Source organism: Kribbella sp. NPDC048915 (genome assembly GCF_040649595.1).
Classification (GTDB): Bacteria; Actinomycetota; Actinomycetes; order Propionibacteriales; family Kribbellaceae; genus Kribbella.
The window spans coordinates 75,515-94,695 of sequence record NZ_JBEZFT010000015.1 but is presented as its reverse complement, the minus strand read 5'-3'; the positions used below and the strand labels follow the sequence as shown (position 1 = coordinate 94,695).

General features: G+C 69.3%; 22 protein-coding genes. 10 read left to right on the top strand and 12 right to left on the bottom strand.

Features of this window, described 5'->3' with window-relative positions:
* Positions 1-15: 15 nt before the first annotated feature.
* A complete protein-coding gene (locus AB0B82_RS11320) occupies positions 16-477 on the top strand; it encodes a gamma-glutamylcyclotransferase (protein WP_360165208.1) in 462 nt (153 codons plus the stop codon).
* A gap of 53 nt (positions 478-530) precedes the next feature.
* The gene (locus tag AB0B82_RS11315) at positions 531-2,201 is read left to right on the top strand and encodes a phospho-sugar mutase (protein ID WP_360165205.1); all 1,671 of its coding nucleotides are present in this window, start codon (positions 531-533) and stop codon (positions 2,199-2,201) included.
* 51 nt (positions 2,202-2,252) lie between these two features.
* On the opposite strand, the gene AB0B82_RS11310 is transcribed toward AB0B82_RS11315, so the two are convergent.
* The 3 genes from AB0B82_RS11310 to AB0B82_RS11300 all read right to left on the bottom strand — a co-directional run bounded on the left by AB0B82_RS11310 (position 2,253) and on the right by AB0B82_RS11300 (position 4,527).
* Positions 2,253-2,702: a hypothetical protein gene (locus AB0B82_RS11310; RefSeq protein WP_360165202.1), complete on the bottom strand. Its 450-nt coding sequence runs from the start codon at positions 2,700-2,702 to the stop codon at positions 2,253-2,255.
* A gap of 159 nt (positions 2,703-2,861) precedes the next feature.
* Positions 2,862-3,791: a neutral zinc metallopeptidase gene (locus AB0B82_RS11305; RefSeq protein WP_360165199.1), complete on the bottom strand. Its 930-nt coding sequence runs from the start codon at positions 3,789-3,791 to the stop codon at positions 2,862-2,864.
* A gap of 175 nt (positions 3,792-3,966) precedes the next feature.
* The gene (locus AB0B82_RS11300) at positions 3,967-4,527 is read right to left on the bottom strand and encodes a PH domain-containing protein (protein ID WP_360165196.1); all 561 of its coding nucleotides are present in this window, start codon (positions 4,525-4,527) and stop codon (positions 3,967-3,969) included.
* 72 nt (positions 4,528-4,599) lie between these two features.
* Between AB0B82_RS11300 and deoC the strand changes: the two genes are divergently transcribed.
* The 4 genes from deoC to AB0B82_RS11280 are packed head-to-tail and all read left to right on the top strand — an operon-like array spanning position 4,600 to position 8,881.
* Positions 4,600-5,556: a deoxyribose-phosphate aldolase gene (deoC, locus tag AB0B82_RS11295; protein WP_360165193.1), complete on the top strand. Its 957-nt coding sequence runs from the start codon at positions 4,600-4,602 to the stop codon at positions 5,554-5,556.
* A gap of 6 nt (positions 5,557-5,562) precedes the next feature.
* A complete protein-coding gene (locus AB0B82_RS11290; RefSeq protein ID WP_360165190.1) occupies positions 5,563-6,999 on the top strand; it encodes an aldehyde dehydrogenase family protein in 1,437 nt (478 codons plus the stop codon).
* 19 nt (positions 7,000-7,018) lie between these two features.
* Complete coding sequence (locus AB0B82_RS11285) at positions 7,019-7,864, top strand: aldehyde dehydrogenase family protein (RefSeq protein ID WP_360165187.1); 846 nt, start codon at positions 7,019-7,021, stop codon at positions 7,862-7,864.
* 3 nt (positions 7,865-7,867) lie between these two features.
* Entirely contained in the window at positions 7,868-8,881 is a 1,014-nt protein-coding gene (locus AB0B82_RS11280) for a S66 peptidase family protein (RefSeq protein ID WP_360165184.1), read from the top strand.
* On the opposite strand, the gene AB0B82_RS11275 is transcribed toward AB0B82_RS11280, so the two are convergent.
* Together AB0B82_RS11275 and AB0B82_RS11270 are read right to left on the bottom strand one after the other, a co-directional pair.
* The gene (locus AB0B82_RS11275) at positions 8,875-9,474 is read right to left on the bottom strand and encodes a hypothetical protein (RefSeq protein WP_360165181.1); all 600 of its coding nucleotides are present in this window, start codon (positions 9,472-9,474) and stop codon (positions 8,875-8,877) included. The genes AB0B82_RS11280 and AB0B82_RS11275 overlap by 7 nt on opposite strands.
* 17 nt (positions 9,475-9,491) lie before the next feature.
* Entirely contained in the window at positions 9,492-10,538 is a 1,047-nt protein-coding gene (locus AB0B82_RS11270) for a serine/threonine-protein kinase (protein WP_360165178.1), read from the bottom strand.
* A gap of 160 nt (positions 10,539-10,698) precedes the next feature.
* Between AB0B82_RS11270 and AB0B82_RS11265 the strand changes: the two genes are divergently transcribed.
* Positions 10,699-11,238 (top strand): RNA polymerase sigma factor, encoded by a 540-nt coding sequence (locus AB0B82_RS11265; protein ID WP_360165176.1) that lies wholly within the window; start codon positions 10,699-10,701, stop codon positions 11,236-11,238.
* Between the two features lie 3 nt (positions 11,239-11,241).
* On the opposite strand, the gene AB0B82_RS11260 is transcribed toward AB0B82_RS11265, so the two are convergent.
* Entirely contained in the window at positions 11,242-11,625 is a 384-nt protein-coding gene (locus AB0B82_RS11260; protein ID WP_360165173.1) for a hypothetical protein, read from the bottom strand.
* A 9-nt stretch (positions 11,626-11,634) separates the two neighbouring features.
* Positions 11,635-12,519 carry a LysR family transcriptional regulator gene (locus AB0B82_RS11255; protein WP_360165170.1) on the bottom strand — a complete coding sequence of 295 codons (885 nt, stop codon included), beginning with the start codon at positions 12,517-12,519 and terminating at the stop codon, positions 11,635-11,637.
* A gap of 82 nt (positions 12,520-12,601) precedes the next feature.
* Here AB0B82_RS11255 and AB0B82_RS11250 point away from each other — a divergent pair, with 82 nt between their 5' ends.
* Both AB0B82_RS11250 and AB0B82_RS11245 read left to right on the top strand, forming a co-directional pair.
* A complete protein-coding gene (locus AB0B82_RS11250; RefSeq protein ID WP_360165167.1) occupies positions 12,602-13,345 on the top strand; it encodes a sulfite exporter TauE/SafE family protein in 744 nt (247 codons plus the stop codon).
* The gene (locus AB0B82_RS11245; RefSeq protein ID WP_360165164.1) at positions 13,342-13,644 is read left to right on the top strand and encodes a hypothetical protein; all 303 of its coding nucleotides are present in this window, start codon (positions 13,342-13,344) and stop codon (positions 13,642-13,644) included. The genes AB0B82_RS11250 and AB0B82_RS11245 overlap by 4 nt, the downstream gene beginning before the upstream one ends.
* Before the next feature lie 668 nt (positions 13,645-14,312).
* On the opposite strand, the gene paaE is transcribed toward AB0B82_RS11245, so the two are convergent.
* Genes paaE through paaA form a run of 5 tightly spaced genes read right to left on the bottom strand, consistent with a single transcriptional unit; the run spans position 14,313 to position 17,809 of the window.
* Positions 14,313-15,395: a 1,2-phenylacetyl-CoA epoxidase subunit PaaE gene (paaE, locus tag AB0B82_RS11240; protein ID WP_360165161.1), complete on the bottom strand. Its 1,083-nt coding sequence runs from the start codon at positions 15,393-15,395 to the stop codon at positions 14,313-14,315.
* A complete protein-coding gene (gene paaD, locus AB0B82_RS11235) occupies positions 15,395-15,880 on the bottom strand; it encodes a 1,2-phenylacetyl-CoA epoxidase subunit PaaD (RefSeq protein WP_360165158.1) in 486 nt (161 codons plus the stop codon). The genes paaE and paaD overlap by 1 nt, the downstream gene beginning before the upstream one ends.
* Positions 15,874-16,608: a 1,2-phenylacetyl-CoA epoxidase subunit PaaC gene (gene paaC / locus AB0B82_RS11230; RefSeq protein ID WP_360165155.1), complete on the bottom strand. Its 735-nt coding sequence runs from the start codon at positions 16,606-16,608 to the stop codon at positions 15,874-15,876. The genes paaD and paaC overlap by 7 nt, the downstream gene beginning before the upstream one ends.
* On the bottom strand, positions 16,605-16,886 hold the full coding sequence (gene paaB / locus AB0B82_RS11225; protein WP_360165152.1) for a 1,2-phenylacetyl-CoA epoxidase subunit PaaB: 282 nt from the start codon (positions 16,884-16,886) through the stop codon (positions 16,605-16,607). The genes paaC and paaB overlap by 4 nt, the downstream gene beginning before the upstream one ends.
* On the bottom strand, positions 16,883-17,809 hold the full coding sequence (gene paaA / locus AB0B82_RS11220) for a 1,2-phenylacetyl-CoA epoxidase subunit PaaA (RefSeq protein ID WP_360165149.1): 927 nt from the start codon (positions 17,807-17,809) through the stop codon (positions 16,883-16,885). The genes paaB and paaA overlap by 4 nt, the downstream gene beginning before the upstream one ends.
* Positions 17,810-17,977: 168 nt before the next feature.
* Here paaA and AB0B82_RS11215 point away from each other — a divergent pair, with 168 nt between their 5' ends.
* Positions 17,978-19,180 (top strand): DUF418 domain-containing protein, encoded by a 1,203-nt coding sequence (locus tag AB0B82_RS11215; protein ID WP_360165146.1) that lies wholly within the window; start codon positions 17,978-17,980, stop codon positions 19,178-19,180.
* Position 19,181: the final 1 nt, after the last annotated feature.

Below are 19,181 nucleotides of genomic sequence, written 5' to 3'. Positions count from 1 at the left end.
GTATCCTCTGATTTCGTGACCCTGTACGCCGCGTTTGCGTCGAATCTGGACCCGAACCTGATGGCCGAGCGGTGCCCTTACTCGCCCCTACGCGGGACCGGCTGGATCACCGGCTGGCGGCTCACCTTCGGCGGCGAGGAGCTCGGCTGGGAGGGCGCGATGGCCACCGTCGTCGAGGATCCGGCCAACCCGTCCAACCAGGTCTTCGTCGCGCTGTACGACGTCCATCCGAAGGACGTCGAGCGGCTGGACGAGTGGGAGTGGGTGGATCAGGGCATCTACCGCAAGATCCAGGTCCGGGTGCAGACCCTGGACGGCGAGCAGCTGGCCTGGATGTACGTGCTGAACGCCTACGAGGGCGGCCTCCCGTCGGCCCGCTACCTCGGCATCCTGGCCGAGGCCGCCGAGGCGGCCGGCGCGCCCGACGACTACGTGGCCGACATCCGGTCCAGGCCTTGTCAGTCCTCGGGGCACTAGCGAGTCACCAGCGAGTCACTGGCAAGTCGTTGGCGAGTCACTAGAGTGCCCCTGTGACCGATGACGTGAAGGCCGCCGCCGAAGCCTGGCTGCGGGAGGATCCGGACCCCGACACCCGCGCCGAATTGACCGAGCTGCTGGCGGCCGGGGACACCGCCGAGCTGGCCGATCGCTTCGCCGGCACCCTGGAGTTCGGTACGGCGGGCCTGCGCGGTGCCGTCGGCGCCGGGCCGAACCGGATGAACCGGGTCGTGGTGATCCGGGCCGCCGCCGGACTCGCGGCGTACCTGAAGGCCACCGGCCGCACCGACGGACCCGTCCTGATCGGGTACGACGCCCGCCACAAGTCCGATGTCTTCGCCCAGGACACCGCCGCCGTGATCCGCGGCGCCGGATTGGACGCAGTCCTGCTCGACCGGCCGGCGCCGACGCCGGTGGTTGCCTTCGGGATCAGGCACCTGCACGCGGTCGCCGGCGTGGTCGTGACCGCGTCCCACAACCCGCCGCAGGACAACGGCTACAAGGTCTACCTGGGCGACGGCTCGCAGATCGTGCCGCCCGCCGACGCCGAGATCGCGGCCGCCATCGCCGCGGTCGGCCCGCTGGCGGGCGTACCGCGTGGCGACGACTGGCAGACCATCGGTGACGAGCTCCTGAACGCCTACCTGGACCGCATCGCGGAGCTGGTCCCCGCCGATGCGCCCCGGGACCTGAACGTCGCCTACACGCCACTGCACGGCGTCGGGCGGACACTTGTCGAAGCCGCGGTCGCGCGCGCCGGGTTCGCCGCACCACGAGTGGTCGCCACCCAGGCTGACCCGGACCCGGACTTCCCGACCGTCGCGTTCCCGAACCCGGAGGAGCCGGGCGCGATCGACGCGGCGCTCGAGCTGGCCCGCGAGATCGACGCCGACCTCGCGGTCGCGAACGACCCGGACGCCGATCGTTGCGCGGTCGCCGTACCTGACGCCGCAGCCGACGGCGGGTGGCGGATGCTGCGCGGCGACGAGCTCGGCGCGCTGCTCGGTGAGTTCCTGCTGTCGTCGCGGCCGGCCGGTGTCGCGGCGTGCTCGATCGTGTCGTCGTCGCTGCTCGGCAAGATCGCCGCGTCGTACGGCGTCCGGTACGTCGAGACACTGACCGGGTTCAAGTGGATCGGGCGCGTGCCGGACCTGGTGTTCGGTTACGAGGAAGCGCTCGGGTACTGCGTGGACCCCGAGGCGGTGAAGGACAAGGACGGCGTGTCGACGCTCGTCCGCGTGCTGCAGCTGGCCGCGCAGGCAAAGGCCGCGGGGCGCACCCTCGTCGACCTGCTGGACGACCTGGCGGTCAAGCACGGTCTGCACGCGACGGACCAGCTGTCGGTGCGGGTCGAGGACCTGTCGCTGATCGCGCAGGCGATGGACCGGCTGCGGGCGACGCCGCCGACGACCCTCGGTTCGTACACCGTGGAGCGGATCGACGACCTGAGCCTCGGATCGGAATCGCTGCCACCGACGGAGGGACTGCGCTACACGCTGTCCGACGGCGCACGGGTGGTCGTGCGCCCGTCGGGTACGGAGCCGAAGCTCAAGTGCTACCTCGAAGTGGTCGTGCCGGTCACGACAGGGGTCACGACAGGGGTCACGACGGGGGGCACAACGGGGGTCGGAGCGGCCCGTGCGCAGGCAGCGACCGCATTGGCAGCCGTCAAGACCGACCTGGCTGCCGCTGCGGGAATCTGACTGATTGTTCGGCTGCCGCCGCGGAACACCTGGCGGGTGTGTCCGTGGCGGTCAGCGGGCGGCTGCGGCCGCTTCGGCTTCCTCGGCGCGCAGCGAGCTCTGCAGCGAGGCGTGCAGGATGCGCAGCGTGCTGGTGGACTGCATCAGCGCGTCCCGCTCGTCCGGGTTCCGGTCGGCCAGAGCGGAGATCTCGCCGATGCTCGTCTCGATCCGGGCGATCCGGTCCGCGACCGTGCCCTCCTGGCTGCTGGCCCGGCGGATCGCCTCGGACGTGATCGTCCAGACGTCTTCCTTGTCGTTGGTCCGCCGGGACATGTCGACCATCTGGCTCAGCGCGGCGAGGTCGTGGTCGATCTGGGTGCGCTCCACCGGGCTGGTGATGCCCGTGGTCGCCTGCCGCAACCGGGTGACGTGCCCGGACAGCTCCGACCAGGTGCTCCGGCCGCTCTTGATCTTGTCCAGCACCCTGGCGTACTCGGTGTTGAACTCGTCGTAGTTCACTGTCGTTGACTCCTGCCGTTCGACGCTCGACTCAGAACTCTAGGGCGTGCACACCCGAAACAAGTAACCATCCGATCGCGGATCGTGCAGGTGTCGCCAAAACGAAACAGCCGCCCGGTACGCCAACGCGTACCGGGCGGCCGAGTTACGTGGAACCGGTCAGGCGACGTAGGCCGACGACGCGTTCCAGGTGTTGCAGTTGCCGGCCACCGTGTAGGTGTGCTTCGCGTTGAAGCCGGCGGTCACCCAGAACGCGTGGTTCTTGAACGAACCGTGGTCGCGCGGGTAGCCCTGGATGTCACCGCTGTTCTGGACCAGGTAGTTGTACTGGACCATGAACGGGCCGCTGAACGGGTAGTTGCGCTTGTTCGCACCGTCGACGGCACCGGCGAGGCAGGACGCCTGCAGCTCACGGCGACGGCTCTCCTCGAGCTGCGCGGCGTACGTGCTGAAGGCGCGCTGACGGGTCCAGGACGCGCCCAGGATGCCGGTCAGCCACTGGACGTGGTGGCCGTACTCGTGGGACAGCGTGAAGGTCGCGTAGGCCTGAGCGAACGTCGGGCTCTGCTTCCAGTAGTTGATGATCTGGTACGCCGGGATGTAGATCCACGCCTTGCCGTTGTACCCGCAGAAGAACGCGCGGTCGGTGACGGCACCGCAGTAGGAGTTCACCGTGCGGTTGTTGTGCACGACCAGCGTCGGGGCCACCTTGTACGCCGCACCGGCCTGCTTCAGCGGCAGCGCCCAGGACCCGTAGAGGCACTTGAACAGGTTGTTCTCGTAGGCAACGACACCCTGGAAGGTGCGCAGCGAGACGTTCGCCTGCTTGCACTTCGACGACGGGATCGCGCCGGTCTTGTACAGCTTGTTGTAGCGCACGATGTTCAGCGTCGACGACTTCGTCGTCAGACCGTCACCGGCCGGCGGGTTGCCGATCGCGATCGCGACGCCTTCCGGCAGCGGCTTCGGGTCGGCGGTGACCGCCGCGGCGGCGGTGTCACCGGTGGCGGCAGTGCCGGAGGTCTGCGCAGCCTGGGCGTTCGGCATCACCGCGGCCGCGAGGGCTGCCAGGGCACCGACCGTGGCCACGCCACGCAGGGTGAAACGTGAGAGGTTGACCATGAGCTCCACTCTCGAATGTGTGTCTGGGGACCTGTCGGACCCAATCCTGGAGTGTCCAGGGGTTCATTCGGGGCCGAACAAGCCCTCCGACGCAGCGATTCACCCCACAGTTCCGCTCACGGCCCGACTGCGCCGAGATGGGTCAGCGGGCGGCGGCTGCGATCACGGCGATGACCAGGAGGACTGCGAAGACGGCCAGTTCGGGGACGGCCCACTGGTGTTCCACATCGCCTTGGGACTTTTCGGCGTACTGCTCCTGATGGGTCTCGATCCGGTTGGTGACGAAGTCCGCCTTCGAGATCGAGTTGTCGGCGCCGAGTTTGCGGCCGCCGACGCGTTGCTTGCGCAGGTCGCGCATGACGAGCTGAACGCCGGGCGCGCGGAAGCGGGCCTCGTCGGTGTGGATCCGGAGGATGTCGGTCACGTCGACGCCGGTCACCTTCGACCACGGGATCCGGTGGTCGCGCAGGTGGTTACGCAGCAGCAGATCCTCGGGGCTGAGGGTCACCGACGGGCGGATCAGGCCGACGTACGCCAGCACCATGAACATCCCGATCACACTGGCCACCAGCAGACCGGACGCGGTCCGCCACTCCAACAGGATGTCCAGCAGCCCGAGGGCCCCGATCACCAGCACGATGACCCCGGTGATCCGGTTCGAGGCGGACAGGTACTGCTCGCGCTCCGGCGATTTCGACTTCACCCGGACAAACTAACCGGCGCCCGGGGGCTGTTCCAGATCGACCTCTCCCGGATCGGCACTAGACTCCCAAGCGTGACCACACTCGACAGCGGCGTCGACACACTGGCCGACGTGACCTCGTCCGAGGACCGGCTGCGCCGGTTCCTGCTCGGGCTGCCGGGCGTCGACCAGGTCGGGGCGGAGGCCCGCGCCGCCACCCTGAGCACCCGGTCGATCAAGACCACCGCGAAGCAGTACGCGCTGGACCTGGCGATCCGGATGATCGACCTGACCACGCTGGAAGGGCAGGACACCCCCGGCAAGGTGCGGGCCTTGTGCGCGAAGGCTCGGCGGCCCGATCCGGCCGACCCGTCCACACCGCAGGTCGCCGCGGTCTGTGTGTACCCGGACCTGGTCGCCACCGCGAAACGCGAACTGGAGGGTTCGGGGATCAACGTCGCGAGTGTCGCGACCGCCTTCCCCAGCGGGCGTTCCAGCCTCGCGATCAAGGTGCAGGACACCAAGGACGCGGTCGCCGCGGGCGCCGACGAGGTCGACATGGTGATCGACCGCGGCGCCTTCCTGTCCGGGCGGTACGGCCTGGTCTTCGACGAGATCGCCGCGATCCGCGAGGCGGCCGGCGACGCGCACCTGAAGGTGATCCTGGAGACCGGCGAGCTGGTCACCTACGACAACGTCCGGCGGGCGTCCTGGCTGGCGATGCTGGCCGGTGCGGACTTCATCAAGACCTCCACCGGCAAGGTGTCCCCCGCAGCCACGCTGCCGGTCACGCTGGTAATGCTCGAGGCGGTCCGCGACTACCACGAGGCCACCGGCCTGCACATCGGCGTCAAACCGGCCGGCGGGATCCGGACCGCGAAGGACGCGATCAAGTACCTGGTCACCGTCAACGAGTCGGCCGGACCGGACTGGCTGGACCCGGAGCTGTTCCGCTTCGGTGCCTCCAGCCTGCTGAACGACCTGCTGATGCAACGCACCAAGCTGGCCACCGGGCACTATCCCGGCCCCGACTACTTCACGCTGGACTGATTGGGCATGAGCAGATTCGAGTACGCCCCGGCCCCGGAATCGCGGGCGATCGTCGACATCAAGTCGTCGTACGGGCTCTTCGTCAACGGGCAGTTCGTCGATGCGACCGACGGGAAGCCGTTCAAGACCGTGTCGCCGGCCTCGGAAGAGGTGCTGGCCGAGGTCAGCGAGGCCGGACCGGCCGACGTCGACAAGGCGGTCCGGGCCGCGCGCCGCGCCTTCGACCGGGTCTGGGGGCCGATGAGCGGCAAGGACCGGGCCAAGTACCTGTTCCGGATCGCGCGGCTGATCCAGGAGCGCGCGCGGGAGCTGGCGGTGCTGGAGTCGCTGGACAACGGCAAGCCGATCCGCGAGTCCCGTGACGTCGACATCCCGTTGGTCGCCGCGCACTTCTTCTACTACGCGGGCTGGGCCGACAAGCTGGAGTACGCCGGTGTCGGCGAGGACCCGCGCCCGTGGGGTGTCGCCGGTCAGGTGATCCCGTGGAACTTCCCGATGCTGATGCTGGCGTGGAAGATCGCGCCGGCGCTGGCGGCGGGCAACACCGTCGTACTCAAGCCGGCCGAGACCACGCCGCTGACCGCGCTGGCGTTCGCGGAGATCTGCCAGCAGGCCGATCTGCCGCCGGGTGTGGTGAACATCGTCACCGGCGCCGGCCGCACCGGTCAGGCCCTCGTGGAGCACCCGGACGTCGACAAGGTCGCGTTCACCGGGTCGACCGAGGTCGGCCGGGCGATCGCGAAGTCGGTCGCGGGCACGCAGAAGGCGGTCACGCTCGAGCTCGGCGGCAAGGCGGCGAACATCGTCTTCGAGGACGCGCCGATCGACCAGACCATCGAGGGCATCGTCAACGGCATCTTCTTCAACCAGGGCCATGTCTGCTGCGCGGGTTCACGGCTGCTGGTCCAGGAGAGCGTGTACGACGAGGTGCTGGCGCGACTGAAGCGCCGGATGGGCACGCTGCGCGTCGGCGACCCGCTGGACAAGAACACCGACATCGGCGCGATCAACTCAGCCGCTCAGCTGGCGAAGATCCGCGAGCTGTCGCAGGTCGGCGAGGACGAGGGCGCCGAGCGCTGGTCGCCGGAGTGCGAGCTGCCGGCCAACGGCTACTGGTTCCCGCCGACGGTCTTCACCGGCGTCTCGCAGGCGCACCGGATCGCCCGCGAGGAGATCTTCGGCCCGGTGCTGTCGGTGCTGACGTTCCGTACTCCGGCCGAGGCGGTCGAGAAGGCCAACAACACCCCGTTCGGCCTGTCCGCGGGGATCTGGACCGAGAAGGGGTCGCGGATCCTCTGGATGGCCAACCAGCTGCGGGCCGGTGTGGTCTGGGCGAACACGTTCAACCGCTTCGACCCGACCTCGCCGTTCGGCGGGTACAAGGAGTCGGGCTACGGCCGCGAGGGCGGTCGCCACGGTCTGGAGGCCTACCTTGCCCACTAAAGAGACTTCGAGGCTTGAGGTGCGCAAGACGTACAAGCTCTACATCGGCGGCGCCTTCCCGCGCAGCGAGTCCGGCCGGTCGTACGTGGTCACGAACGCGCGCGGCAAGTTCCTGGCGAACGCGTCGCAGGCCTCTCGCAAGGACGCCCGGGACGCCGTCGTCGCGGCCCGCAAGGCGTTCCCGGGCTGGCACGCGCGGACGGCGTACAACCGTGGCCAGGTGCTGTACCGGATCGCCGAGGTGATGGAGGGCCGGCACCAGCAGTTCAGCAGCGAGGTCGCGGCCTCCGAGGGACTGTCGATCGCCAAGGCCCGGGCGGTCGTCGACGCGTCGATCGACCGCTGGGTCTGGTACGCCGGCTGGGCCGACAAGCTCGCCCAGGTGGTCGGCTCGTCGAACCCGGTGGCCGGTCCGTACTTCGACTTCTCGTTGCCCGAGGCAACCGGTGTGGTCGCGGTGCTCGCGCCGCAGGACTCCAGCCTGCTCGGTCTGACCAGTGTGATCGCGCCCGCGATCGTCTCCGGCAACACGGTCGTCGCGGTGTCGTCGTACGAGCGCCCACTGCCCGCGGTGACGCTCGGCGAGGTGATGGCGACCTCCGACGTACCGGGTGGTGTGGTCAACATCCTCACCGGGTCGGCGTCCGAGATCGGGCCATGGCTGGCGTCGCACAAGGACGTGAATGCGATCGACCTGTGCGGCATCGAGTCCGAGGACGAGGCGCGGGACCTGGAGATCGCCGCCGCCGAGAACCTCAAGCGGGTACGACGTCCCGCCGAGGAGGACTGGACCGCGGACCAGGGCCTGTCGCGTCTGACGCAGTACCTGGAGCTGAAGACCGTGTGGCACCCGATCGGAGTCTGAGCTGTGCTGAAACCCGGTGACCGGGTCGCCGTCGTTTCGCCGTCCGGTGGTCTGCCGGAGATCTTCCCGGGGCCGTACGAGCTGGGCCTGCGGCGGATGCGCGAGGACTTCGGCCTGGAGCCGGTGGAGTACCCGACCACGCGGAAGCTCGCGAGCACGCCGGCGGAGCGGGCTGCGGACCTGCATGCGGCATGGTCGGATCCGTCGATCCGCGCGGTCTTCGCGTCGATCGGCGGTGACGACCAGCTCACCGTGCTGAAGCACCTGGACCCGGCGGTGTTCCGGGCCGACCCGAAGCCGTTCTTCGGGTACAGCGACAACACGAACCTGCTGAACTTCCTGTATTCGTTGGGATTGCCGGGCTGCTACGGCGGCAGCGTGATGGTGCAGTTCGGGCGCGGCGGCGCGATGCATCCGGACACCGAGCGGTCGCTGCGGGCGGCGATGTTCACCGGCGGCGAGTTCGAGCTGACCCCGGCCGAGGCGTGGACCGACCGCGACCACGACTGGAACGTCCCAGCGAACCTGGAGGTCGAGCCGCCGCTGCTCCCCGGCACGGGCTGGACGTGGAACGGCTCGAAGACCGTCAGCGGCAGGCTGTGGGGCGGCTGCATCGAGATTCTCGACTGGCAGCTCGCCGCCAACCGCTGGATGCTGCCGACCGAGTCGTACGGCGGTGTGCTGTTCGGCGAGACCAGCGAGGAGATGCCCTCGGCGGACACGATCTACCGCATCCTGCGCAACTTCGGCGAGCGCGGCCTGCTGCAACGCTTCGACGCGGTGCTGTGGGGTCGCCCGAAGTCCCGGTCGCTGTTCACCGAACTCACCGATGAGCAGTCGGTTGCCTACGTCACCGACCAATACCTCGCCGTCGACCGGGCCCTCACCGAGTACCACCCCGACGCCGTCGTCGTGAAAGGACTCGACATCGGCCACACCGACCCGATGCTCGTCCTGCCCTACGGCGGCCCGGTCCAGATCGACCCGGTGGCCCAACGCATCACCGTGACCTACTGAGTCACCCGAGTGCGGGTCAGCGCCGGGTTGGGGTTCGGGTAGCAGGCGACCGGAGCCTTGGTGCTGAGGAACTTCCACTTGATCTTGGCCTGCAGGGTGAGGCCGGGGTCGTCGTAGCTGGTGCCCTTCAGCTTGGTCTCGACGACGGTCCCGGGGCGCCCGGACTTGAGGCGCAGGCTGAGGGTCGGCAGTTGGTACGACGCGCCGCCCGGGATCGGACCGGACACCGTGACGAGCAGTGTGGTGCCGTCCAGGCGGACGGTCGGGGTGGAGTTCAGGCCGGAACCTCCGGCCAGTTGCGCGCCGACGTACGACGAGTTCGCCGGGATCGGGAGGCGGAGCGTGAGGTCGCGGACCTCCTGCAAGGTGAAGCCCTTCACTTCACCCGGCAGCGTGCCGGGGCGCAGCCGGACGGCGATCGTGAAGCGGGTGTTCGCGCGGACGACGGCCGGTGCCTGCGCGTCGACGGTCTGGCGGAGCGAGACGGTGTGCCGGCCGAACTTGGTGTCGGCGCGGCAGGTGTACGACGCGACCGGTTGCTGCGCCGGAACGACCAGAGAGCACATCACCATCAGACTGCACAGGGTAGTCATATGACTACTCTAAGCAATCACATTCCGAAGAGGAACCACCCACCGGCGCCCGCCGCGACGAACACCACCGGCAGCGCCAGCAGGAACCACGCCCGCCGCCGACGCCGGCGCCGTACCGGCGGATCGGTCGGGGCCGGCGGATCGGTCGAGAGCGGCGCGTCCGTGGCGACCGTCGTGTCGAGCTCGTCGTCGGTGATCGTGGTCCGCTGCCCCGCGCGCAGCGGAGCCTCCTGCTCCAACCGGTACGCCTCGGCCTCCAGCCGCTCGGCGAGCGTGTCCGCCCGCTCCCAGCGATCCTCGACGCGGTACGCCAGCGCCCGCGCGAAGATCTCGTCGAGCGGCCCGACCGAATCGTGCAAGACCGTACGCAGGCTCGGCGGCGGCAGGTCCGGGTCCCGGTTCAGCACGTCGCCGATCGAGGCCGCCGAGAACGGCGGATGCCCGGTCAGCAGCGCGTACGTGACCGCACCGACCGCGTAGATGTCGGCGCGCTCGTCGAACCCGCCGTTGCCCCGGCCCTGCTCGGGCGCCATGTACGACGGCGTACCGACCGCCTGGGTGAGCCCCGACGCCTCCGCGGCCCGTTTCGCCAGGCCGAGGTCCGCGAGCACGATCCGATGCGTACCGCCGCCGACCTCGTCACTCGGTCGCAGCAGCAGGTTCGCCGGGGTGACGTCGCGATGCACGACCCCCTCGCTGTGCAGGGCGGCCACGGCCCGCGCCAGGTCCGCACCCCACCACAGCGCCTCGGCCGGGTCGAGCGGTCCTTGCCGCAGTACGTCGCCCAGCGTGCCGCCGCCGACGTAGTCCATGACGAAGTACGGGCGCCCGTCCGGCAGCTTGCCGAGATCGAACACGCGAACCACGCGATCACTGGAGATCCGCCGCATCAGTCGCGCCTCGGACAGGAACCGCTCGCGGACGTCCGCCCGCGACGCCCAGTTGTCCGCGAGGACCTTGACGGCCACGTCGACGTCCAGGTCGTCGTCGTACCCCCGCCAGACGGTCGCGAACGCGCCCGCTCCGATCTTGTCCCGTAACCGGTACCGCCCGATGACATCCATCCCAGCTATTGTCGGTCAAGAACCAGTCCAAGAGGGGGAGCATGACAGTGTCAATGCCACGACTCTGTCGCGGCGAGTCATGGGGCTCTGACTCCCGTCCTTCCCTCGCCGCTCCAGTCGCTGCGCTCCTTCCGCTGCTCAGTCCAGGACAGGAGGGCCGATGACCGGAGAGTTGGAGGAACTGGCAGCTCAGGCGGCCGCCGGGGACGAGTCGGTGGTTCCGCAGCTTCTGCAGGCGATCCGGCCGCTGGTGGAGCGGCGGGTGGCGAAGTTCCTGCCGTACCGCGAGGACGCGGAGGAGGCGGTGCAGGACACGCTGCTCCAGGTCGCGAAGAAGGTGCACACCTTCAAGGGCACCGGCAGTTTCGCCGGCTGGGTGACGATCGTGGCCACCAACCAGGCCCGCCAGACCTACCGCTCACTCAAGCGCCGCTCGGTCGAACAGTCCGCGGAGGTCCTCCCGGAGTCTGTCGACCCGCGCACCACCTCGGTCATCGCCGGCTCCCGCCTGGACCTGCTCGAGGCGCTGGAGGCGTTGGAGTCCAACCACCCGCAACTCGTCCAGCCGCTCGTCCTGCGTGACCTCGGCGCGCTCTCGTACGCCGAGATCGCCGACGAACTCGACGTACCGCTCGGCACCGTCAAGGCCCGCATCCACCAGGCCCGCAAGGCGGTCGCCGAACACCTCACCGTCCGCTGACCGCTACGCGCCGGCCTTGCTCCGGGCAGTGTCGGCGGCCAGTGCCGCGACGGCGCGGATCTCGGTGTCTTCGGTCGCCTTCATGACCGAGGTGATCAGGTCGACGTCGTCGGACTCGGCCAGCGTGGTCAGCACGTTGAGGGCACTGAGGTGGTCGAAACCGGCCCGAATGTCCTCGCTCGCCTCGACCGGCGGCCGGGACAGGATCTCCAGCGCCACCTGACGGACGTCGCCCGCCAGCGGCTCGAGCGGGTTGCCGCCACTCAACCGGGTGTACGCCGCGGCCACCTGGTACATGTTCAACGCCCGGCACACGGTCGGCACGTTCGGACTGTGCAACAACGCATCGAACGCCTGCAACGGAACACCGACCTCATCCAGACCCATACCTGCAGGCTATCGAGCCGGTCCGTCGGCCGCTGTGTGGAGGTGGGCGGCGAGGAGGTGCGTGGCTTCCGGGGCGTTGGTGGCGTAGCAGAGGAGATGGGCGCGGCGGGACCAGGCGTCCTGGAGGGGGCAGATCTGCGCGACGGTGGCGGCGGGGACCGCGCGGCGGGGGACGACGGCGAGGCCGGCGCCGGCGGTGGCGAGCGTGATGAGGGCATGCAGAGTCGGGACGAGGGTGCGGAACCGCGGCGCCGGGGCGTGCGGACCGAGGCGGTCGACCATCCATTGACTGAGCGGCGAGTTCGGGACGAGGCCGACGAGCGGGTGTTCGGCGACCTCGGCGTACGCGATCGAGGTCCGGCCCGCGAGGATGCCGCCGGCCTGCCCGATGACCACGAGCGAGTCGTCGGCGAGCGGTTCGGTGCGAAGCTGGGTCGGCTCGTCGTCGAGGATCACGCCGAGGTCCGCCTCCCCCGCGGCGAGCAGCCGGACGCTGCGGGTCGTACGGCGCTCGCTGACGTTCACGTCGTACTCCGGATGATCGCGGAGGAACGTGGCCAGCGCGATCGGGACCAGTTGGTGCATCGCCGAACCACCTGCGACCAGGCGGATCGGCGCCGCGTGCGAGACGGCGTACGACGCGACCGCGCTGTCCAGGCGTGTTGTCTCGGCGAGCACTTCACGGGCATGCCGGGCCAGCGTCGCGCCGGCCGGGGTCAGCCGGACGCCGCGGCGCTCGCGGATCAGCAGCGGTACACCGGCCTGCGCCTCGAGTGCTCTGACCCGCGCGCTGGCCGAAGGCAGACTGAGGTGCATCACCCGCGCGCCGGCGGTGATCGAGCCCTCCGCAGCGACATGCGTGAACAGGCGAAGGTCGTCCAGGTCGTACCGCATGAGCGCAGCCTACGCCTCAACCTAAGGCTGGCTACGGGGATCGCGCATTGTGCACCCTTGGTCGAGCGACGATCCTCGAAGGGTGCTGCTGATCCTCCTGGCCGGTGTGGCCGCCGGCGCCCTCAACGCCGTCGGCGGTGGTGGGAGCTTCGTGGCACTCGCCGCGCTGGTCGGCGCCGGCATGCCGCCGGTCACCGCGAACGCGACCACGACCGTCGCGCTGCTCCCCGGCAACGCGACCAGCGCGTGGGTCTATCGGCGCGAACTCGCCGGGTTCTCGCAGCCTTCACCGGGGCAGCTGACACTCGCCAGCGTCGGCGGTGGGGCGATCGGGGCGGCGTTGCTGTTGTTGTTGCCCTCGGCATCCTTCGACGCGGTGGTGCCGTGGTTGCTGGCGTTTGCGACCGTGGTGCTGGCTTTCGGCAAGCGGCTCACCGCGGCGCTGCGGCTCGGGCAGCCTGGTCCCGCGGCGATCCTGGCGGGGCAGTTCGTGCTGGCGATCTACGGCGGCTACTTCGGTGGCGCGGTCGGGCTGATGATGCTCGCGTTCTGGACGGCGACCACCACGCTGGACCCGGCGCTCGGCAATCCGCTGCGAGTCGTGCAGGTCGCGGCCGTGTACCTGACCGCGGCGCTGATCTTTGTCTTCGCGGCCGACGTTCTCGCGCAGCCCGTACAGCTGGTCGCTCTCCTCGCCGGCGCGGTCGTCGGCGGTTACACCGGCGCCCACGTCGTACGCCGACTGCCGCCGGCCGTACTGCGCGCCCTCGTGCTGAGCACCGCCGTACTGATGACCGCGCTGTTCTTCGTCCGGGCGTTCGCATGAACCCGGCGCAGTTGGCGATGGCCTACCAGGCCTGCGAAGTCGCGGACCTCGCCGCGGCGATCATCGACGTACACGATCCCGAAGAAGCCGCCGCTCAAGCCGCCCAGGTCCTCGCCGCAGCCCGGCAACTGGTCACAGCAGCCAACCGCCTCAGCACCCCGGAACCACCCACCGACCCCCTCCAGCGCTTCGCCCACAACCACCCCGCCGAAGCAGCCACCGACATCCACGCCTGGCAGCTAGCCCATCGAGGTGCAGGGTTGCCCACTGAAAATTTGAATGGGCAACCCTCCAACTGAGGGGATAACCAGCTCTTGTCACCGATCCGTGGGTGGGTCTGGGTGACCGAGTCAGCGCCCGGACTGGACGACCGCGCGCGTCCCCGCACGCCCGCGTCACCGCCCGCGTTCCCGCACGCCCGCGTCCCCACACGCCCGCGTCCCCGCACGACGCCCGCTCCCCGCACGCCCGCGTCACCGCCCGCGTCCCCGGACGCCCGCGTTCCCGCACGGTGGGTTCACCCACGGTGTTGTGGGTTCCTGACCCGTGTGAAGGGTACGGAACCCACAACACGATGGGTGAACCCACCGTGTTGCAACCCGTCGCCGCGGCCGACCTGGACGGCATGTGGAAACCCGGTAGCGCTGACGACCACGCCATCGCCCCACGCCGTACCACTACCCCGCGTGTTGGGGGTTCTCCGTCGGTACACGAGCAGAGAACCCCCAACTGGCGCGGATATCCGGGGGGTGAACCGCGCTGGAGCACCCGTTCTCGGTTCCATCACCGCCTACGACCACCGAGAATCCAGACCAGGCCGTGCGTCAATCATCTAGTGCCCCGTAGAAGGCGCTGGATTATCAGACATGCCCTGGTCACCACGACCAGGTACCGGGATCAGGTACCACGACCAGGTACCACGACCAGGTACCAGGATCGGGCACCGTGATCCGGCGGGCCGGAGCGATCAGGCGTCGAAGTCCAGGGTGACCTTCGGGGTGATCGGGTGGGACTGGCAGGTGAGGACGTAGCCGGCCCGGATCTCGTCGGGTTCGAGGGCCCAGTTGGTGTCCATCCGGACCTCGCCCTCGAGCACCTTCGCGCGGCAGGTGCCGCACACGCCACCCTTGCACGCGAACGGCGCGTCGGCGCGGACGGCGAGCGTCGCGTCAAGGACCGCCTTCGAATGCTCCCCCAACGGGAACGTCGACCGGCGGCCGTCCAGGATCACGGTGACCTGCGCCGCGTCCTCGTCGGCGGTGGATTCCTCGATCGGCGCCTTCGGGGCCTCGTCGCCGACGTGGAAGAGTTCGGCGTGGACGTGCTCGCGCGCAACGCCCTCGGAGAGCAGAAGGTCCTGCGCGCCGACCACCATCGCGTACGGTCCGCAGAGGAACCACTCGTCGACGGACTGCAGCGGGAGGATCGTGGCGAACAGCTTCCGCAGCCGATCGGCATCGAGACGGCCGCTGAAGAGCTCCACCTCGGTGGTCTCCCGCGACAGCACATGTACGAGGTGGAAGCGTTCGGCGTACCGGTCCTTCAGGTCGGCCAGCTCGTCGGCGAACATCACGGATCCCGAGGTCCGGTTGCCGTACAGCAACGTCACGCGGCTGGCCGGCTCGACCGCGAGGATCGTCGCGATCAGCGACAGCACCGGCGTGATTCCGCTGCCCGCGGCAACGAATGCGTAGTGCTTCGCGTTGCCGGCGTCCAGCGTCGTGCCGAACCGCCCGAGCGGCGTCATCACCTCGAGCTCGTCGCCGACCTTCAGCTGATTGGCGGCGTACGCCGAGAACTCGCCGCCCGGGATGCGCTTCACGCCGATCCGCAGCTTTCCGGATCCCGCGGGCGCGCAGATCGAGTAGCTCCGCCGTACCTCCTCACCCGCGCGCCGGATCGTCAGGTGCTGGCCGGCGGCGAACTCGTACTCGTCCGCGAGCTCGGGCGGTACGTCGAACGTGATCGCGACCGAGTCCTCGGTGATCGCCTCGATCGCGGCCACCTTCAACGGGTGGAACGTCGCGCGGCGGCGGGCAGGAGCAGTCATCAGATCGCCTTGAAGTGGTCGAAGGGTTCCTTGCAGCTGTTGCAGCGCCACAGCGACTTGCAGGACGTGGATCCGAAGCGGCTCAGCTCGCTGGTGTCCGCCGAACCGCACAGCGGGCAGCGGACGCTCAGCTTCAGCAGCACCGGTCCCCCGGACCGCGCGCCCGCCGAGTGCGTCGGCGGCGCGATGCCGTACTCGGCCAGCTTGGCCTTGCCCTGTTCGGACATCCAGTCGGTCGTCCAGGCCGGCGAAAGCACCGTCTCCACGCGACCGTCGACGTTCAGCGAGCGCAGCGTCAGCTCGACCTCGTGCCGGATCAGGTCCATCGCGGGGCAGCCGGAGTACGTCGGGGTGATCGTCACGACGACCTGGTCGCCTTCGCGCCGTACACCACGCAGTACGCCGAGGTCGGCGATCGTCAGCACCGGAACCTCCGGATCCGCCACCTCGCCGACCGCCTCGAGAATGGCAGCCTCGCTCACCATGACGCACCCGGATGCGATCGCGCGATGTGCTGCAGCTCGGCCAGCAGATAACCGAGATGCTCGGTGTGCCGGCCCTGCCGTCCGCCGGTGTGCTGGTACGTCGACGAGGGCACCTCACACGTGGCCTCGGCGATCACCGCCTGCACCCGCTGCAGCCAGGCCTCGTGCAACGTCGACGGATCGACGGCGACGTCCAGGCGCTGCACCAGCTCGTCGGACTCGAACATCTCGCCGGTGTACGGCCACAGCTCATCCAGCGCCGTCTGCATCCGCCGGTGGCTCTCGTCCGTTCCGTCCCCCAGACGCAGCACCCACTGAGTCGCGTGGTCGACGTGGTACGCGACCTCCTTGACCGCCTTCCCCGCGACACCGGCCAGCGTCTCGTCGGAACACGCCCGCAGCTCGTCGTACAGCAGTTGCTGGTACGTCGCGAAGTACAGCAGCCGTGCCATCGCGTGCGCGAAGTCGCCGTTCGGGAGCTCGCACAGCTGCAGGTTCCGGAACTCGCGCTCGTCGCGGAAGTACGCGAGGTCGTCCTCGGTGCGGCCGTCCAGCGAGCCGGCGTACTGCAGCAGCGAGCGCGCCTGGCCCAGCTGGTCGAGGCCGATGTTGCCGAGGGCAACGTCCTCCTCGAGCTGCGGCGCGGCCGCGATCCACTCGCCGGTGCGTTGTGCCGCGATCAGGGCGTCGTCACCGAGCCGCAGGGCGTACTCGAACAGGTCGCTCACAGGTGCTCGACACCTTCCGGGACCTGGTAGAACGTCGGATGCCGGTAGACCTTGTCGCCGGCCGGGTCGAAGAACTCGTCCTTCTCGTCCGGGCTGGACGCGGTGATGTCGGACGCCCGCACCACCCAGATCGAAACGCCTTCCTGGCGACGGGTGTAGACGTCGCGCGCGTTCCGCAGCGCCATCGTGGCGTCCGGGGCGTGCAGACTCCCGACGTGCGTGTGCGACAGCCCGCGCCGCGACCGCACGAACACCTCCCACAGCGGCTCGACGCTCATGCCACCGCCTCCTGCCGGGCGGCCTGTTTCGCCGCGTACGCCGCCGCGGCCTCGCGGACCCAGGCGCCGTCCTCATGTGCCTGCACCCGCTTGGCCAGGCGCTGTTTGTTACACGGACCGTTGCCCTTCACAACTTCGTACAGCTCGGTGTAGTCGGGCTCGGTGAAGCGGTAGTGGCCGGTCTCCTCGTCGTACGTCAGACCGTCATCGGGGATGCGCAGCCCCAGGACGTCGGCCTGTGGGACGGTCATGTCGACGAACCGCTGCCGCAGCTCGTCGTTGCTGTGCCGCTTGATCCCCCACGCCATCGACTGCTCCGAGTGCGTCGACGCGGCGTCCGGCGGACCGAACATCATCAGCGACGGCCACCACCAGCGGTCCAGCGCGTCCTGCGCCATCGCCTTCTGCGCCTCAGTGCCGTTGCAGAGCGTGTGCAGGATCTCGAAGCCCTGCCGCTGGTGGAACGACTCCTCCTTGCAGACCCGCACCATCGCCCGCGCGTACGGACCGTACGAGCAGCGGCACAGCGGCACCTGGTTGACGATCGCGGCGCCGTCCACCAGCCAGCCGATCGCGCCGATGTCGGCCCAGGTCAGCGTCGGGTAGTTGAAGATGCTGGAGTACTTCTGCTTCCCGCTGTGCAGCAGGTCGAGCAGCTCCGCACGGTCGACGCCGAGGGTCTCCGCGGCGGCGTACAGGTAGAGCCCGTGGCCGGCCTCGTCCTGCACCTTCGCCATCAGGATCGCCTTGCGGCGCAGCGACGGCGCCCGGCTGATCCAGTTGCCTTCCGGCTGCATGCCGATGATCTCCGAGTGCGCGTGCTGCGCGATCTGCCGGATCAGGGTCTTGCGGTACCCGTCCGGCATCGCGTCCCGCGGCTCGATCCGGCCGTCGGCGTCGATCGTCGCCTGGAAGCTGTCCATACCCTCAGCATATGTGACACTTTTTCTCTGAATCAACAACAAGTGTCACAAAGGTGGTGCTGGACCTACCGCGAGCTGTGGTCCTGCCGCACTGGGTCGGCGATCCGCCCGCGACCAGGATGCTGTTAACCGTTCAAGGGCTACACAGTTTTCCTCCAGGAGGATCCCGTGACCACCACACCCCAGCTCACGGTCGCCGCACCCGGCACCGACCATCGCGGGCCGGTGTCCCGCCGCGAGCGGGCGCTCGCCCCCGACCTGATCCGCGGCGCGATGCTGTTGCTGATCGGACTCGCGAACAGCGCCAACTTCGCGTTCGCCGGCCAGCCCGGCGTCGAAAGCTCACCACACGGCTTCGAGCGCGTCCTGAACTTCCTCAAACTGACGTTCGTCGATGCCCGCGCCTACCCGGTGTTCGCGGTGATGTTCGGGTACGGCCTCGTACAGCTGGCCCGGCGGCAGCGCGCGGCGGGCGCGACGACCAGCGCCGTACGGCGGATCCTGCTCAAGCGCAACGCCTGGCTGATCGCCTTCGGCGGGGTGCACGCGAGCCTGCTGTACTTCGGCGACTTCCTCGGCGCGTACGGCGTGGTCGGCATCGTCTGCACGCTGTTCCTGGTCAATCGCGGCGACAAGTTCCACCGGATCGCGCTGGTCATCTGGGCCGCGATGGCCGTCGAGGTCCTCGTGGTCGCGGGCCTGGCGGTACTCGCCGTCGGCAACAGCAGCGGACCCGTGCAGGCGCTCACCAACTCCCCCAATCCCTCGCTGGCGGCCACGTCGTACGTCGCGGGCCTGGCCGACCGGTTGCACGAGTACCCGACGCACCTGAGCAGCGTGCTGCCGTTCATTGTGATCGTGTGGCTGGGGATCTGGGCCGCGCGCAAGCAACTGCTGGAGAACCCGGCCACCCATCGCGCCCTGCTGACCCGGGTGGCCGCGGGCTGCCTCGGGATCACGGTGGCCGGAGGTCTGCCGCTCGCCTTCGTCGGAGCCGGCTGGCTGCACGTCGACGAGTCCGCGATCGGCGCACTCAACCTGCTGTCGCACACCAGCGGCATGTTCGGCGGCCCCGGGTACGTCGCGCTCTTCGGTCTGCTCGTCGCACGCATCCAGAACAGGCGCTCGTTGCCGATCACGGCGATCTCCGCGCTAGGCCAGCGGTCGCTGTCCGGGTACCTGTTCCAGTCGGTGGCGTGGATGGCGCTGCTCGCTCCCTTCACGCTCGACCTCCGCTTCGGCAGTACGGCGTACACGGCTGCGCTGGTCGCGATCGGCGTGTGGATCGCCTCGGTCGTGGGTGCGTACGCGATGAGCCGGCGCTCGTACCGCGGTCCGGCCGAGACCCTGCTGCGACGGCTCGTGTACTGAC

Coding starts and splice junctions, on each gene's coding strand:
- AB0B82_RS11290 (WP_360165190.1), top strand. CDS start 5,563: ATGAGCAGATTCGAGTACGCCCCGGCCCCGGAATCGCGGGCGATCGTC.
- AB0B82_RS11275 (WP_360165181.1), bottom strand. CDS start 9,474: ATGACTACCCTGTGCAGTCTGATGGTGATGTGCTCTCTGGTCGTTCCG.
- AB0B82_RS11270 (WP_360165178.1), bottom strand. CDS start 10,538: ATGGATGTCATCGGGCGGTACCGGTTACGGGACAAGATCGGAGCGGGC.
- AB0B82_RS11265 (WP_360165176.1), top strand. CDS start 10,699: ATGACCGGAGAGTTGGAGGAACTGGCAGCTCAGGCGGCCGCCGGGGAC.
- AB0B82_RS11260 (WP_360165173.1), bottom strand. CDS start 11,625: ATGGGTCTGGATGAGGTCGGTGTTCCGTTGCAGGCGTTCGATGCGTTG.
- AB0B82_RS11255 (WP_360165170.1), bottom strand. CDS start 12,519: ATGCGGTACGACCTGGACGACCTTCGCCTGTTCACGCATGTCGCTGCG.
- AB0B82_RS11245 (WP_360165164.1), top strand. CDS start 13,342: ATGAACCCGGCGCAGTTGGCGATGGCCTACCAGGCCTGCGAAGTCGCG.
- paaE (WP_360165161.1), bottom strand. CDS start 15,395: ATGACTGCTCCTGCCCGCCGCCGCGCGACGTTCCACCCGTTGAAGGTG.
- paaD (WP_360165158.1), bottom strand. CDS start 15,880: ATGGTGAGCGAGGCTGCCATTCTCGAGGCGGTCGGCGAGGTGGCGGAT.
- paaB (WP_360165152.1), bottom strand. CDS start 16,886: ATGAGCGTCGAGCCGCTGTGGGAGGTGTTCGTGCGGTCGCGGCGCGGG.
- paaA (WP_360165149.1), bottom strand. CDS start 17,809: ATGGACAGCTTCCAGGCGACGATCGACGCCGACGGCCGGATCGAGCCG.